The following is a 13,950-nucleotide window of genomic DNA, read 5'->3' on the forward strand; positions in this document are numbered from 1 at the left end:
CAGGCGATGCACTTGAGTATAGCTATCGCGATGACCGACTTTCTGGCGATGCCATGAAGCGCTTTCGGCCGGGTATCGTGCCAACGCTGGTGGTCGCGCTGTTGCTGCCGCTACTGGTGTCCCTGGGGTTCTGGCAATTGAGCCGGGGCGCGGAGAAAAGCGCGCTGCTGCAAACTTACGCCGAGCGCCGGGCCGCCGAGCCGATGGCCAGCACCGAACTGCAATACACCGCTGACCCGGCTTTCCGCCGGGTTCGCCTGCACGGCCGCTTCGATGCCGAACACAGCCTGCTGCTCGACAACAGTCAACGTAACGGCAGGGTCGGCGTCGAGTTGTTGCAACCCTTTCATGATCAGGCCAGCGGGCTCTGGCTGCTGGTCAATCGCGGCTGGCTGCCCTGGCCGGAACGCCGCACAGCCGTGCAATTCAAGACACCTGCCGAGGCAGTCAGCCTCGACGCGTGGGTCTACGTCTCCCCCGGTGCGCCGTTTCAGTTGCACGCAGACCCGGCGACAGCGACGTGGCCGAAGCTGATTACGGCCGTTGAACCGGCCAGTCTCTGGAAGACGCTGAACCGCGAAGGCTTTGCCTTTGAGCTACGCGCCGAAACCGGTCCGGCCACCTATCAGGCCGACTGGCCGGTGGTCGCCACGGGCCCGGAAAAACATATCGCTTATGCCGTGCAGTGGTTCGCCATGGCAATCGCCCTGTTCGGTCTTTATCTCTATCTCGGCTGGCACAACGCAAAGGAGAAACACCATGGGAGCGGCCATGAATCCACCCAGCATGTCTGAGGCGAAACCTTCGGTGAACCGGCGCAAGGGCCGTATGCAACTGCTGCTGATTTTGCTCGGGGTGATCGGTCCGATGATCCTTGCCACCGGCATGTACAAGCTGAATTTCTGGGTGCCCGAGGGCCGCAGTTATCACGGCGAACTGATCGGCAACGGTCAGACCCGCGCGGACATCGGCGTGCAGGCCCAGGAGGAGCGTTGGCAGATCCTGGTGACCGCGCCCAAGGATTGCGCGGTGGACTGCCAGCAACTGGTGTACCTGGCGCGGCAGATCCAGATCGGCCTCGGCCGCGATGCGTCCCGCGCCAGCCATGCATTGGCCGCCGCACAGACGCTGAATAGCGATTACGAGACTAAACTTCAACGCGAGTACCCGCAGTTGCAACGCTATCCACTGGACTTGCCTGCCTACACAAAAGGCGCTCAGAGCAATGACGCGCCACACCTGTGGATCATCGACCCCCACGGCAATCTGGTGCTGCGCTACGACCCGTCGGTGAAGGGCAAGGACCTGCTGAACGATCTGCGCCACCTGCTGAAACTGTCGAACATCGGATAAGGGCATCGTCATGGCCAAACCTGGATTTCGCCTCGCGTTGTTTGCCACCTTGCTGGCACTGATTGTGGTGTTGCTCGGTGCCTACACCCGCCTGACCCACGCCGGCCTCGGCTGTCCGGACTGGCCTGGCTGCTACGGTTTCATCAGCGTGCCGAAAAGCGAAGCCCAACTGGCCCATGCCGAATTGCATTTTCCGGACGCTCCGGTCGAGGCGCACAAGGGTTGGAACGAGATGATCCACCGCTACTTCGCTGGCACGCTGGGCGTGTTGATCGCGGTGTTGGCCGGTCGTGCGTGGTTGCATCGCCGTCATCCGGGGCAACCGGTGAAGTTGCCATTGTTTCTGTTGGCGGTGGTCTTTGGCCAGGCCGCGTTCGGCATGTGGACGGTAACGCTCAAGCTTTGGCCGCAGGTGGTCACCGGGCATTTGCTTGGCGGCTTCGCGACCTTGAGTCTGTTGTTTCTGCTGACCTTGCGCCTGTCCGGTGTACTGCCGGCGCTGACCGTGCCACGACGTTTGCAGCACTGGGCGACGGCGGGGCTGTTGCTGGTGATCGGGCAAATCGCCCTCGGTGGCTGGGTCAGTTCCAACTACGCCGCCGTGGCCTGCATCGACTTTCCAACCTGTCACGGCCAATGGCTGCCGCCTGCCGATTTTGCCAATGGCTTTCATCTGACCCAACACATCGGCCCGAATTACCTCGGCGGGCAACTGGACAGCGACGCCCGTACGGCCATCCACCTGACCCATCGCATCGGCGCCTTACTGGTCACCTTGGTGTTGCTCGGCCTGGCCTGGCAATTGAAGGCAGTCGGCATGACACGCCTGGCAGGCCTGGTGCTGATCGCCCTTGGCGCACAAATCACCCTGGGCATCAGCAACGTGCTGTTCCATCTGCCGCTGCCGCTGGCCGTCGCGCATAACGCGGGCGGCGCCGCGCTGTTGCTGACCATGGTGCTGGTCAACTACCACGCCCGCACCAGCCTGGTCCGGGTCAAGCAGCCAACGCGCTGGCGCTTCAGCCTGCGTAAACACTCAGCCGGGCCCATAACAATAAAAGGAGAGATGCCATGGCGATTCTGATCGGCGAACGTCCCCGTCAGGCGATCTGGCGTGACTACCTGGAGCTGACCAAACCCAAGGTCGTGGTGCTGATGCTCATCACTTCGCTGGTGGGGATGTTCCTCGCGACCCGTGCCGGGGTGCCGTGGACGGTGCTGGTATTCGGCAACCTGGGCATCGCCCTGTGTGCCGGTGGCGCCGCGGCGGTCAATCATGTGGTGGACCGGCGCATCGACGCGGTGATGGCGCGCACCCACAAACGGCCGCTCGCCGAAGGCCGGATATCTCCGACCGCCGCGCTGACGTTCGCGCTGGTATTGGCGGCCCTCGGGCAAGCCATGCTGCTGGCGTTTACCAACCCGCTGACCGCGTGGCTGACCCTCGCCTCGCTGCTTGGCTATGCGGTGATCTACACCGGATTCCTCAAGCGTGCGACCCCGCAGAACATCGTCATTGGCGGTCTGGCTGGTGCCGCGCCGCCCTTGCTCGGCTGGACCGCCGCCACCGGGCACGTCAGCGCCGAACCGCTGCTGCTGGTGCTGATCATCTTCGCCTGGACCCCGCCGCACTTCTGGGCGCTGGCGATCCATCGCAAGGAGGAATACGCCAAGGCCGACATCCCGATGCTGCCGGTCACCCATGGCGAGCACTACACCAAGATTCATATCCTGCTGTATACCTTTGCACTGCTCGCCGTCAGCCTGATGCCCTACGTGATCCACATGAGCGGTATGCTCTACTTGGTCTGTGCGCTCGGGCTGGGGGCGCGGTTTCTGCAATGGGCCGTGGTGTTGTACCGTGGCACTCGGCCGCACGCGGCGATCAACACGTTCAAGTACTCTATTTACTACTTGTTCCTGCTGTTTATCGCCCTGCTCGTAGACCACTACTTACTGTTGAACCTATGACTCGAACCCAGAAAACCGTCTTCATCCTCGTCGCCCTGGTCGCACTGATCCTGGGCCTGACCGTCAACAAGGTATTGTCCGGGAAAAACCAGGGCGACCCGACGGCGCTGATCGACGCCGGTATCATTTTGCTGCCGCAGAGCCGCAATCTGCCGGACGTGACGATGACCAATCAGGACGGCCAGCCGGTCACGATCAATGAATTGAAGGGTAAGTGGAGCCTGCTGTTCTTCGGCTACACCTTCTGCCCGGACGTCTGCCCGACCACCCTCGCCCAGCTGCGACAGATCAAGAGCGAGTTGCCGCCCGAGGCGGTGGATAAGCTGCAGATCGTGCTGGTCAGTATCGACCCCAATCGCGACACCCCCCAGCAGCTCAAGCAGTACCTGAGCTACTTTGACCCGCAGTTTGTCGGCCTGACGCCAAAGTCGATCGATGAGCTGCAAAAGGTCGCCAACGCGGTGAGCATCCCGTTCATTCCGGCGGACACCAACAAGCCAAACTACACGGTCGACCACAGTGGCAACCTCGCGGTGATCGGGCCGGACGGCACGCAGCGCGGCTTCATCCGGGCGCCGTTGAACAACGCGAAGCTGGTGGCGCAGTTGCCGGTGATGCTCAAGCGAAACTAAAGACACCGCTAAACCTTTGGGAGCGAGCTTGCTCGCGATGAGGCCGTAATATTCAACATCTACATTGACTGATACACCGCCATCGCGAGCAAGCTCGCTCCCACAGGGGGGGCGGTGTTTCTGGCACAAAAAAAGGGCGCATTCGATGCGCCCTTTTTTGTTGCTTTCAGTCGGTCAGAACGCCGGCACTACCGCGCCTTTGTACTTCTCGAGGATGAAGGCTTTCACTTCCGGACTGTGCAAAGCGGCAACCAGCTTCTTCATCGCTTCGCTGTCCTTGTCATCCGGGCGAGCCACCAGGATGTTCACGTACGGCGAGTCGTTGCCTTCGATGACCAGCGCGTCCTTGGCCGGATCGAGCTTGGCTTCCAGCGCGTAGTTGGTGTTGATCAGCGCCAGGTCGACCTGGGTCAGCACGCGCGGGATGGTCGCGGCTTCCAGTTCGCGGATTTTCAGGTCCTTGGTGTTCTCGGTGATGTCCTTCACGGTCGACAGGATGTTGTTCGAATCCTTCAACTTGATCAGCCCGGCCTTGGCCATCAGCAACAGTGCACGGCCGCCGTTGGTGGCGTCGTTCGGGATCACCACGTTGGCGCCGCCAGGCAGTTCAGCGAGGGTCTTGTACTTGCTCGAGTAAGCGCCCAGGGGTTCCAGGTGCACGCCGGCGACGGATACCAGGTTTGTGCCCTTGGCCTTGTTGAACTCATCCAGGTACGGCTGGTGCTGGAAGAAGTTGGCGTCCAGGCGCTTTTCCGCCACCTGCACGTTAGGCTGGATGTAGTCGGTGAAGACCTTGACCTTCAGGTCCACGCCTTCTTTGGCCAGGGTCGGCTTCACGAATTCGAGGATCTCGGCGTGTGGCACCGGGGTGGCCGCGACGGTCAGGGTGTCAGCCGCGTGGGCCGAGAATGCAGCAACGGCAGCGAAGGCGACGAGTAGTTTTTTCATTCAGCTAACTCCTTGTGAGGCGCCCGTTTGGCGCCTGCCAGCGAATGGCCGGCTCATGTCTTACTTACGGGAAAAGTGGACGACCAACTTGTCGCCAACGGTTTGTAGTACCTGGACCAGTACCAGCAGCAACACCACCGTCACGACCATCACATCGGTCTGGAAGCGCTGGTAACCGAAGCGGATCGCCAGGTCACCCAGACCACCGGCGCCGACGACACCCGCCATCGCCGTGTAGGACACCAGTGTAATTGCGGTTACCGTAATCGCCGCGAAGATGCCCGGACGAGCCTCAGGCAGCAACGCATTGGTGATGATCTGTCGCGTGGTCGCACCCATGGCCTGGGTGGCTTCGATGATGCCGCGGTCCACTTCACGCAGGGCGGTTTCCACCAGGCGCGCGAAAAACGGCGTGGCACCCACCACCAGCGGCGGGATCGCACCGGCAACACCGAGGGATGTGCCGGTGATCAACACGGTGAACGGAATCATCACGATCAACAGGATGATGAACGGCAGCGAACGCAGAACGTTCACCACCAGCGACAACATCGCGTAGACACCTTTGGCTTCCAGCAACTGGCGCGGGCTGCAGAGAAACAGCAGCACGCCCAGCGGCAGGCCGAGCAGCACGGTGAACAACAGCGAACCGCCGAGCATCAGCAGGGTGTCGCCAGTGGCCAGCCAGATTTCGAGCCAGTCGATATTGGCGAAGAAACTTGTCAGGGCTTCCATTAGCGCAGCACCTCCATGTGGACGTCGGCTGCGGTGAAACGAGCGAACGCCGCTTCCATGTCGCCGCCGGTCACGGCCAGGGTCAGTTGCCCGTAAGGGATGTCTTTGATGCGGTCGATACGACCGGCCAGGATGCTGTAGTCCACACCGGTTTCCCGGGCGACGGTGCCCAGCAACGGCGCGTAGGTCGCTTCGCCCTGGAAGGTCAGGCGCACGATGCGACCCGGTACGTGAGCGAAGTCGTCACGCTGTTCGCTTTCGTCGATCTGCTCGTCTTCCTGCACAAAACGTTTGGTGGTCGGGTGCTTCGGATGCAGGAACACCTCGGCCACCGAGCCTTGCTCGACGATCACGCCGGCGTCCATCACTGCCACCTGGTCGCAGACCCGGCGGATCACGTCCATTTCGTGGGTGATCAACACGATGGTCAGTTTCAGCTCGCGATTGATCTCGGCCAGCAATTGCAGGACCGATGCGGTGGTTTGCGGGTCGAGGGCGCTGGTGGCTTCATCGCACAGCAGGATTTTTGGCTTGGTCGCCAGGGCGCGGGCAATGCCGACACGCTGCTTTTGCCCGCCGGACAATTGCGCCGGGTACTTTTTCGCGTGGTCGGACAAACCGACCCGCGCCAGCAACTCGGCCACGCGCGAATCGATCTCGCTGCGCGACAGTTCTCCGGCCAGGGTCAGTGGTAGTGCGACGTTGTCGGCGACGGTTTTGGAGGCCAGCAGGTTGAAGTGCTGGAAAATCATCCCGACCTGCTGACGGAAGCGGCGCAGGCCGTTGGCGTCGAGCGCGGTGACTTCTTCACCGTCGACGGTGATCTTGCCGCCACTGGCGTTTTCCAGGCGATTGATCAGACGCAGCAGGGTACTTTTTCCTGCACCGGAATGACCGATCAAGCCGAAAACCTGCCCGTTCTCAATCGTCAGACTGGTCGGATGCAGCGCGGGGATTTCCTTACCGGCGACGCGGTAGGTTTTATGGACGTTTTGAAACTCGATCACGTAGCGAACCTTGTGGGGCGCGTTGGAAAAGGGTCAGCGGTTAGCCGGGCGCGCATTTTAGCCTGTCCGTATAGAGGTTCTTAGCATTTATTTCGCATTTGTCCTGTCATTTAGCAATAACGCGATCAAAGGTCAGAAAAAAGGAACGGCTGAATAAGCTCGTCAGTCACTACTTAGGCCACTGGAATATGCCTGAGGAGTTCACGCCTGATGAGTACCAAGAAGCCTGCCGCCACCAAGAGCGTCCTGGCCGGGACCGATACCCCGGACCGCCACAACACCAACGCCAAGCTCGACAGCCTGGAAACATTTCGCTCCGATGCCACTGAGCAGGCCTTGCGCACCAACCAGGGCGTGAAGGTGGCGGACAACCAGAACACCCTGAAGGCCGGGGCCCGCGGACCGTCGCTGCTGGAAGACTTCATCATGCGTGAAAAGATCACGCATTTTGATCACGAGCGCATTCCCGAACGCATCGTCCACGCTCGCGGCACCGGCGCCCATGGTCATTTCCAGAGCTATGAAAACCACTCGGTGCTGACCAAGGCCGGTTTCCTGCAGGACCCCGCGAAGAAAACTCCGGTGTTCGTGCGCTTTTCCACGGTACAGGGGCCACGAGGGTCAGGCGACACCGTGCGTGATGTGCGGGGTTTCGCCGTGAAGTTCTTCACCGACGAAGGCAACTTCGACCTGGTGGGCAATAACATGCCGGTGTTCTTCATACAGGATGCGATCAAGTTTCCCGACTTCGTGCACGCGGTCAAACCCGAGCCGCATAACGAGATCCCTACCGGCGGCTCGGCCCACGACACTTTCTGGGACTTTGTTTCGCTGGTGCCGGAGTCGGCGCACATGGTGATGTGGGCAATGTCCGACCGGGCGATCCCGAAAAGCCTGCGCAGCATGCAGGGCTTCGGCGTGCACACCTTTCGCCTGATCAATGCCGAGGGCAAGTCGCGCTTCGTCAAATTCCACTGGCGCCCTACGGCCGGCACTTGCTCCCTGGTGTGGGATGAAGCGCAAAAGCTTGCGGGAAAGGACGCCGACTACCATCGGCGTGATCTGTGGGAGTCGATTGAGATCGGCGACTATCCGGAATGGGAGTTGGGGGTGCAGGTCATCGAAGAGGAAAATGAACACGCCTTTGATTTCGACATTCTCGACCCGACCAAGCTGATCCCCGAAGAACTCGTACCCATCACGCCGTTGGGAAAGATGGTGCTGAACCGCAACCCGGACAACTTCTTCGCCGAAACCGAGCAGGTTGCCTTCTGCCCTGGGCATATCGTCCCCGGGATCGATTTCTCCAACGACCCCCTGCTGCAAGGTCGATTGTTTTCCTACACCGACACGCAAATCAGCCGACTCGGCGGGCCGAACTTTCACGAGATCCCGGTCAACCGCCCGGTGTCGCCTTTCCACAACGGCCAGCGGGATGCCCAGCACCGCACCATCATCGACAAGGGGCGTGCGTCTTATGAGCCGAACTCCATCGATGGCGGCTGGCCAAAGGAAACACCTGTTTCGGCGCAGGATGGAGGATTCGAGAGTTATCCGGAGCGCATCGACGCCAACAAGATTCGCCAGCGCAGCGAGTCGTTCGCTGACCACTTCTCCCAGGCTCGCTTGTTTTTCCACAGCATGAGTGAGCATGAGCGGGAGCACATCATCTCGGCCTACAGCTTTGAGTTGGGCAAGGTTGAGCGTGAGGCGATCCGCGCCCGGGAAGTGAACGAAATTCTCGCCAACATCGATCTGGAGCTGGCCAAGCGCGTGGCGCAGAACCTTGGATTGCCTGCGCCGGCTCGAGGAACCGTCGAGGTGCGCAAAACCGCACCGGATCACTCTCCGGCATTGAGCCAGGCCAATCTGTTGCCGGAGAACATCAAGACGCGAAAAGTCGCGATTCTGGCGGCCAATGGCGTTGATAGCGCTGCGATTGATGCGATGAAGAAAGCGCTTGCAGCGGAGGGGGCTCACGCGAAGTTACTGGGGCCGACCTCTGCACCCGTGAAAACCGCCGATGGCAAAACCCTGGCGGTCGATGCTTCGATGGAGGGCTCGCCGTCGGTGGCATTCGACGCGGTGTTCGTGCCGGGCGGAGCCGCGTCGATCAAGGCGCTGAGTACGGACGGCGTGGCGTTGCATTACCTGCTGGAGGCATACAAACATCTCAAGGCTATCGCCTTGCAAGGTGAAGCGAAGCAATTGCTGGATGTATTGAAGCTGGAGGCTGATGCGGGATTGATCGTGGGGGCGGATGGCAATCTGATCAAGCCGTTTCTGACCGCGATCGGGCAGCATCGGGTTTGGGAGAGGGAGGTGAAGGCCAAGGCGATTCCGGCCTGATGATCTTCGGAGCTAGATAGATCATCGCGAGCAGGCTCGCTCCCACATTGGATCTGTATAAAGACGCAGAACCATTGTGGGAGCGAGCCTGCTCGCGAAGCTTTTTAAGGTTTACGCGGACTCAGAACCATCTGCGCCGGAACACTGTGCAAAATCTGCCGCTCCAGCTTCAGGTCAAACTCGGGATCGAGCTTTTTCACCCGTTTTGTCAGCAATGTCGCCAGCCAAGGGTAATCGTTGGTGCGTGGAGCCTGAATGCTAACGTCGCACTGAAAATTCACCACATCGGCGGCGATGGCATCCAGTTGGCGACGCAGTTTGCCCATATCGTTGATATTCAGCGAGACCGTGGTGCTTTCAGCCGTCAGATCGATGACCTTGGCTTTTGGCTTGGCTTCGGCAGCTTTCAGGGCCGCTTCGGCTTTTTCCAGCTCGGCCTTGCGCGCCTGGGCAATCGAGCCGTTGACTCCGCCGGTCAGTGCCGGAGCCTTGGGCATCAACGCGCGGGCACGGCTCAGGGCGGTCGCAGCGGCATCCACATCACCCTTTTGCAGCACGATCTGGCTGCGGCGCAGGTAGGCTTCGGCCAGTTGCCGCTGGTACTGCTCAAGGGAAGCATCGTTGGGTGATTCGGTCTGCAAGGCCGCCAATTGGTCTTCGGCGGTGGCCAGTTCATCGCTGGCGATGTTTTGTTCCAGCTGTACGATGGCCGTGGCCCGCGCATTGGCGGCCTCGGTGGCCGCCGGTGGCGTGCTTTGGCAAGCGCCCAGCAGCAAAGAAAATGCGACAAGGAGCAGATAACGGGAGGCGAACGACTTCATTCCTGCGACTCTCTATTTGCGCAAAAAACGAGCAAGTCTACACCCCTCGACGGGGCAGAACAAAACTCAGCAGAAACAGCGCTGCGGCTGCCACCACAATCGACGGGCCGGCCGGGGTGTCCTTGAACCAGGACAACGCCAGCCCGCCACACACGGCGAGTATGCCCAGCAGGCTCGCACCCAGTGCCATCTGCTCCGGCGAGCGGGCGTGACGTTGTGCCGCCGCCGCCGGGATGATCAGCAACGAAGTGATCAGTAACACGCCGACGATTTTCATCGCCACGGCAATCACCACGGCGATCAGCAGCATCAGCGCCAGGCGCAATCCGGCCACCGGAAGGCCTTCGACCCTGGCCAGTTCTTCATGCACCGTGATCGCCAGCAATGGCCGCCACAATGCAAGCAACAAGGCCAGCACGGCCGCACTGCCGCCAAGAATCCAGGCCAGATCGGTTGGACTGATTGCCAGCAGGTCACCGAACAGATAGGCCATCAGGTCGATCCGCACTTCGTGCATGAAGCTTAGTACCACCAGGCCCAGAGAGAGCGTGCTGGGTGCGAGAATTCCCAAAAGCGTATCGGATGCCAAGGGCTGGCGTTGTTGCAAGGTCACCAGTAACACCGCCAGCAGCAGGCAGCCAACGGTCACGGCAACCGTCGGGCTGACATCCAGCAGGAAGCCCAGGGCCACGCCGAGCAATGCCGCGTGGGACAGGGTGTCGCCAAAATAAGCCATGCGCCGCCAGACCACGAAAGACCCCAACGGGCCTGCGACAACGGCCAGGGCCAGGCCTGCAAGCAGGGCGTAGAGCAGAAAATCAGCCATGCTTGCAGCCATCTCCGTGAACATGGGGTTGGCCCGATGCGGGCGCCTTGACCACCGAACCATGCAAGTCGTGGGCGTGGTCGTGATGGTGGTGATAAATCGCCAGGCTTTGTGCGTTTTTTCCGAACAGCTCTACGAACGCCGGATCGCCGCTGACCTGCTCGGGATGGCCTGAACAGCAGACGTGACGATTGAGGCAAACCACCTGATCCGTGGTGCTCATCACCAGATGCAAATCGTGGGAGACCATCAGCACACCGCAACCGTGACGGTCGCGCAGGCGGGTGATCAGGCTGTACAGCTCAGCCTGGCCGGCCACGTCGACACCCTGTACCGGTTCGTCGAGTACCAGCAGTTCCGGTTCGCGCAACAAGGCCCGGGCCAGCAGCACGCGTTGCATTTCGCCACCGGAAACGCTTTGCACCGGGCTGTCGATGACCTGTTCGGCGCCGACTTCCTTGAGTGCCGCCAAGGCCATTGCACGGTCTACGCCCGGCACCAGGCGCAGGAAGCGCAATACCGACAGCGGCAGGGTCGGGTCAACATGGAGTTTCTGCGGCATGTAGCCGACCCGCAGTTTCGGCTTGCGCCAGACGTTGCCGCTGTCCGGTTTCAACAGACCGAGCACGGCACGTACCAGTGTGGTCTTGCCGGCGCCGTTGGGGCCGATCAGGGTCACGATCTGCCCCGGCTCGACACTCAGCTCAATGTTGTCCAGCACCGGTTGCCCGGCGAACGTGACGGCAACCTGCTCTAGACGGATCAGCGCGTTGCTCATCAAGCCCCCTGGCAACCCGAGCACAGACCGACCACTTCGACGGTCTGGCCTTCGACGATAAACCCGACATCCCTGGCGCTGGCGATGATCGCGTCGCTGATGGACTTTTGCTCGAGCTCGATGGCGGCATGGCACACCCGGCAGATCAGGAACTGACCCTGGTGTGCATGTTCCGGATGATTGCAGCCGATGAAGGCGTTGAGCGAGGAAATCCGATGGACCAGGCCGTTTTCCAGCAGGAAATCCAGCGCGCGGTACACCGTCGGCGGCGCGGCGCGGCGACCGTCCTGCTCGCTGAGGACCGCGAGAATGTCGTAGGCACCCAGCGGCTTGTGGCTTTGCCACACCAGTTCCAGCACCCGTCGGCGCAATGCGGTCAGGCGCAGGCCTTGACGAGTGCACAGGGCATCGGCCTCGGACAAAGCGCTGTGAACGCAATGCGAGTGGTCGTGGGGGCGGCTGGCAATCGGTGTTTTTAGCATGAGCGGCGACGAGTTTTGTGAGAGACGTTATTATGTTACCCGTTCTCGCCTCTTCGAGTGGTCATCGTGTCCCGTCTTTTTTCTATCTTTGTCGCATTTTTCGCAAGTTTTCTGCTGATCGGTCCGGCGCAGGCCGAGGTCAAGGTCCTTACCAGCATCAAGCCCCTGCAGTTGATCGCCGCAGCGGTGCAGGACGGCGTGGCGATTCCTGAGGTCTTGCTGCCACCGGGTGCCTCGCCGCACAACTATGCGCTGCGCCCTTCCGACGTTCGCAAGGTGCAATCGGTGGATCTGCTGTACTGGATCGGCCCGGACATGGAAGGTTTCCTGCCTCGCGTGCTCAATGGTCGTACGCTGCCCAGCGTCGCCGTGCAGGATTTGCCAGGCATGGAGCTTCGCCGTTTTGCCGAAGATAGCCACTCCCACGCCGAAGAAGCCGACGATCACGACCACGATCATCGCCCAGGCAGCCTGGATGCACATTTGTGGCTGTCGCCAGTCAACGCCCGGGTCATCGCCACGAAAATGGCGGCTGACCTGAGTGCCGCCGATCCTGACAATGCCGTGCGCTATCAGAGCAACCTGAAAGCCTTCGACGAGCGTCTCGATGCGTTGGATGCGCGCCTGAAGAAACGCCTGGCCGATGTTCAGGGCAAGCCTTACTTCGTGTTCCACGAAGCGTTCGATTACTTCGAAGACGCCTACGGCCTCAAGCACGTGGGTGTGTTCAGCGTCGCGGCGGAAGTGCAACCCGGTGCCCAGCATGTCGCGGCGATGCGCGCGCGCTTGCAGGAAGTCGGGAAGACCTGCGTGTTCAGCGAACCACCGCTGCGTCCGCGCCTGGCGGAAACCCTGGTGGCGGGTTTGCCGGTGAAGCTGGCGGAACTGGATGCGTTGGGCGGGTACACGCCGGCGACGGCCCAGGGCTATGAGCAGGTGCTGGAGAAGTTGGGGAATGATCTGGCGGGGTGTCTGGAGTCGTTGTAGCCCCGTACCCGTAGGAGCCGGCTTGCCGGCGATAGCGTCCTGAAGTGCGCCATCGCCGGCAAGCCGGCTCCTACAAATGTGATTCACATTAAAGGGCGAAAGGCAACGGCGTATTGACCGTCTGCCGCTGCGCCAGGCGTAGCTGGAACTCCATCGGATCGTGAATCAACACGTCCTGCCCGGCGAACGACTCTGCCGCGATCAAGCGTGACAACCAGAACCGTACACAAGCCACCCGCAGCATGGTCGGCCACAACTCGGCTTCGGCAGCGGTGAAAGGTCGCAAGGCCGCATAAGCGCCCAGCAAGGCCCGTGCCCGCGGTCCATCGATCACGCCCTCGTCGTCCGAGCACCAGTCGTTCAAGGCAATCGCCACGTCGTAGAGCATCGGCCCGGAGCAGGCGTTGTAGAAGTCGATCAGTCCGGTCAGGTGCGTGCCTTCGAACATCGCGTTGTCGCGGAACAGGTCGGCGTGAATGTTCGCCCGCGGCAGAGCGAGGATTTTTTCTTTCTGTCGGGTGATTTCTTCCAGCGCCCGTTGCAGCAGGTCTTTCTGTTCGGCACCGAGGTGCGACAGGAACTGCGTGCCCTCTTCCAGCATCCAGTCCAGGCCGCGATCGGTTTTGCGCTTGATCATGTTGGCCTGGGTCGCCAGGTGCAGATGGCCGAGCAACTCACCGACCTGTGCGCAATGTTGCGCATTGGCTTGCTTGATGTGCTTGCCGGCCAGGCGTGGTTGCAGCAAAGCAGGTTTGCCCGCCAGTTCGCGCAAGGCCACGCCGTCGGTGGTGCGCAGGGCATAAGGCACTGGCAGGTCGGCGCCGTGCAGCACGTCGAGCAGCTCGATGAAGAACGGCATTTCCTGAACCGGACCGCGCTCGACCAGGGTCAGGACAAATTCGCCCTGCTCCAGGCTGATAAAGAAATTGGTGTTTTCGCTACCGGCGGCAATCCCCTGGAAATCAAGCAGGCGGCCGAGGCCATAAGGGGCGAGAAAAGCTTCCAGCTCGGGCCGAGCCAGGGGGGTGAACACAGACATGTTTAAACTGCCAGTACGGGCG

At 61.1% G+C, this 13,950-nt stretch carries 15 protein-coding genes; 7 read left to right on the top strand and 8 right to left on the bottom strand.

The annotated features are described in order from the left end of the window. Positions 1-53: 53 nt before the first annotated feature. The 5 genes from CD175_RS21890 to CD175_RS21910 are packed head-to-tail and all read left to right on the top strand — an operon-like array spanning position 54 to position 3,956. Positions 54-794, top strand: coding sequence for an SURF1 family protein (locus tag CD175_RS21890; protein WP_104450407.1), 741 nt, complete (start codon positions 54-56; stop codon positions 792-794). Further along, positions 760-1,353, top strand: coding sequence for a PA_0111/PP_0108 family redox-active disulfide protein (locus CD175_RS21895; protein ID WP_007969815.1), 594 nt, complete (start codon positions 760-762; stop codon positions 1,351-1,353). The genes CD175_RS21890 and CD175_RS21895 overlap by 35 nt, the downstream gene beginning before the upstream one ends. 10 nt (positions 1,354-1,363) lie before the next feature. Further along, positions 1,364-2,437: a COX15/CtaA family protein gene (locus CD175_RS21900; RefSeq protein ID WP_104450408.1), complete on the top strand. Its 1,074-nt coding sequence runs from the start codon at positions 1,364-1,366 to the stop codon at positions 2,435-2,437. After that, positions 2,425-3,324 carry a heme o synthase gene (cyoE, locus tag CD175_RS21905; protein ID WP_104450409.1) on the top strand — a complete coding sequence of 300 codons (900 nt, stop codon included), beginning with the start codon at positions 2,425-2,427 and terminating at the stop codon, positions 3,322-3,324. The genes CD175_RS21900 and cyoE overlap by 13 nt, the downstream gene beginning before the upstream one ends. Continuing rightward, complete coding sequence (locus tag CD175_RS21910) at positions 3,321-3,956, top strand: SCO family protein (RefSeq protein ID WP_104450410.1); 636 nt, start codon at positions 3,321-3,323, stop codon at positions 3,954-3,956. The genes cyoE and CD175_RS21910 overlap by 4 nt, the downstream gene beginning before the upstream one ends. Before the next feature lie 174 nt (positions 3,957-4,130). Here the strand turns inward: CD175_RS21910 and CD175_RS21920 are convergent, their stop codons facing one another. Genes CD175_RS21920 through CD175_RS21930 form a run of 3 tightly spaced genes read right to left on the bottom strand, consistent with a single transcriptional unit; the run spans position 4,131 to position 6,646 of the window. Next, positions 4,131-4,904, bottom strand: a complete 774-nt coding sequence (locus CD175_RS21920) for a MetQ/NlpA family ABC transporter substrate-binding protein (RefSeq protein WP_015092900.1) — start codon at positions 4,902-4,904, stop codon at positions 4,131-4,133. Between the two features lie 60 nt (positions 4,905-4,964). Continuing rightward, positions 4,965-5,639, bottom strand: a complete 675-nt coding sequence (locus CD175_RS21925) for a methionine ABC transporter permease (RefSeq protein WP_104450411.1) — start codon at positions 5,637-5,639, stop codon at positions 4,965-4,967. Next, entirely contained in the window at positions 5,639-6,646 is a 1,008-nt protein-coding gene (locus tag CD175_RS21930) for a methionine ABC transporter ATP-binding protein (protein WP_007969809.1), read from the bottom strand. Before CD175_RS21930 ends, CD175_RS21925 begins: the two co-directional genes overlap by 1 nt. A 210-nt stretch (positions 6,647-6,856) precedes the next feature. Here CD175_RS21930 and katE point away from each other — a divergent pair, with 210 nt between their 5' ends. After that, positions 6,857-8,995: a catalase HPII gene (gene katE, locus CD175_RS21935; RefSeq protein WP_104450412.1), complete on the top strand. Its 2,139-nt coding sequence runs from the start codon at positions 6,857-6,859 to the stop codon at positions 8,993-8,995. Positions 8,996-9,099: 104 nt separating this feature from the next. On the opposite strand, the gene CD175_RS21940 is transcribed toward katE, so the two are convergent. The 4 genes from CD175_RS21940 to zur are packed head-to-tail and all read right to left on the bottom strand — an operon-like array spanning position 9,100 to position 11,902. Continuing rightward, on the bottom strand, positions 9,100-9,816 hold the full coding sequence (locus CD175_RS21940; RefSeq protein WP_104450413.1) for a PA5502 family lipoprotein: 717 nt from the start codon (positions 9,814-9,816) through the stop codon (positions 9,100-9,102). A gap of 37 nt (positions 9,817-9,853) precedes the next feature. Then, complete coding sequence (znuB, locus tag CD175_RS21945) at positions 9,854-10,642, bottom strand: zinc ABC transporter permease subunit ZnuB (protein WP_104450414.1); 789 nt, start codon at positions 10,640-10,642, stop codon at positions 9,854-9,856. Beyond that, positions 10,635-11,420, bottom strand: coding sequence for a zinc ABC transporter ATP-binding protein ZnuC (gene znuC, locus CD175_RS21950; RefSeq protein ID WP_095967855.1), 786 nt, complete (start codon positions 11,418-11,420; stop codon positions 10,635-10,637). The genes znuB and znuC overlap by 8 nt, the downstream gene beginning before the upstream one ends. Continuing rightward, complete coding sequence (gene zur, locus CD175_RS21955; RefSeq protein WP_104450415.1) at positions 11,420-11,902, bottom strand: zinc uptake transcriptional repressor Zur; 483 nt, start codon at positions 11,900-11,902, stop codon at positions 11,420-11,422. Before zur ends, znuC begins: the two co-directional genes overlap by 1 nt. Before the next feature lie 66 nt (positions 11,903-11,968). Between zur and CD175_RS21960 the strand changes: the two genes are divergently transcribed. Then, a complete protein-coding gene (locus CD175_RS21960; protein WP_205886348.1) occupies positions 11,969-12,889 on the top strand; it encodes a zinc ABC transporter substrate-binding protein in 921 nt (306 codons plus the stop codon). Between the two features lie 88 nt (positions 12,890-12,977). Here CD175_RS21960 and CD175_RS21965 read toward each other — a convergent pair whose 3' ends face one another. Continuing rightward, positions 12,978-13,928: a homoserine kinase gene (locus tag CD175_RS21965; protein ID WP_015092907.1), complete on the bottom strand. Its 951-nt coding sequence runs from the start codon at positions 13,926-13,928 to the stop codon at positions 12,978-12,980. Positions 13,929-13,950 lie beyond the last annotated feature (22 nt).

It is taken from the genome of Pseudomonas laurylsulfatiphila, assembly GCF_002934665.1.
Classification (GTDB): domain Bacteria; phylum Pseudomonadota; class Gammaproteobacteria; order Pseudomonadales; family Pseudomonadaceae; genus Aquipseudomonas; species Aquipseudomonas laurylsulfatiphila.

Coding starts and splice junctions, on each gene's coding strand:
- CD175_RS21890 (WP_104450407.1), top strand. CDS start 54: ATGAAGCGCTTTCGGCCGGGTATCGTGCCAACGCTGGTGGTCGCGCTG.
- CD175_RS21895 (WP_007969815.1), top strand. CDS start 760: ATGGGAGCGGCCATGAATCCACCCAGCATGTCTGAGGCGAAACCTTCG.
- CD175_RS21900 (WP_104450408.1), top strand. CDS start 1,364: ATGGCCAAACCTGGATTTCGCCTCGCGTTGTTTGCCACCTTGCTGGCA.
- cyoE (WP_104450409.1), top strand. CDS start 2,425: ATGGCGATTCTGATCGGCGAACGTCCCCGTCAGGCGATCTGGCGTGAC.
- CD175_RS21910 (WP_104450410.1), top strand. CDS start 3,321: ATGACTCGAACCCAGAAAACCGTCTTCATCCTCGTCGCCCTGGTCGCA.
- CD175_RS21920 (WP_015092900.1), bottom strand. CDS start 4,904: ATGAAAAAACTACTCGTCGCCTTCGCTGCCGTTGCTGCATTCTCGGCC.
- CD175_RS21925 (WP_104450411.1), bottom strand. CDS start 5,639: ATGGAAGCCCTGACAAGTTTCTTCGCCAATATCGACTGGCTCGAAATC.
- katE (WP_104450412.1), top strand. CDS start 6,857: ATGAGTACCAAGAAGCCTGCCGCCACCAAGAGCGTCCTGGCCGGGACC.
- CD175_RS21940 (WP_104450413.1), bottom strand. CDS start 9,816: ATGAAGTCGTTCGCCTCCCGTTATCTGCTCCTTGTCGCATTTTCTTTG.
- znuB (WP_104450414.1), bottom strand. CDS start 10,642: ATGGCTGATTTTCTGCTCTACGCCCTGCTTGCAGGCCTGGCCCTGGCC.
- znuC (WP_095967855.1), bottom strand. CDS start 11,420: ATGAGCAACGCGCTGATCCGTCTAGAGCAGGTTGCCGTCACGTTCGCC.
- zur (WP_104450415.1), bottom strand. CDS start 11,902: ATGCTAAAAACACCGATTGCCAGCCGCCCCCACGACCACTCGCATTGC.
- CD175_RS21965 (WP_015092907.1), bottom strand. CDS start 13,928: ATGTCTGTGTTCACCCCCCTGGCTCGGCCCGAGCTGGAAGCTTTTCTC.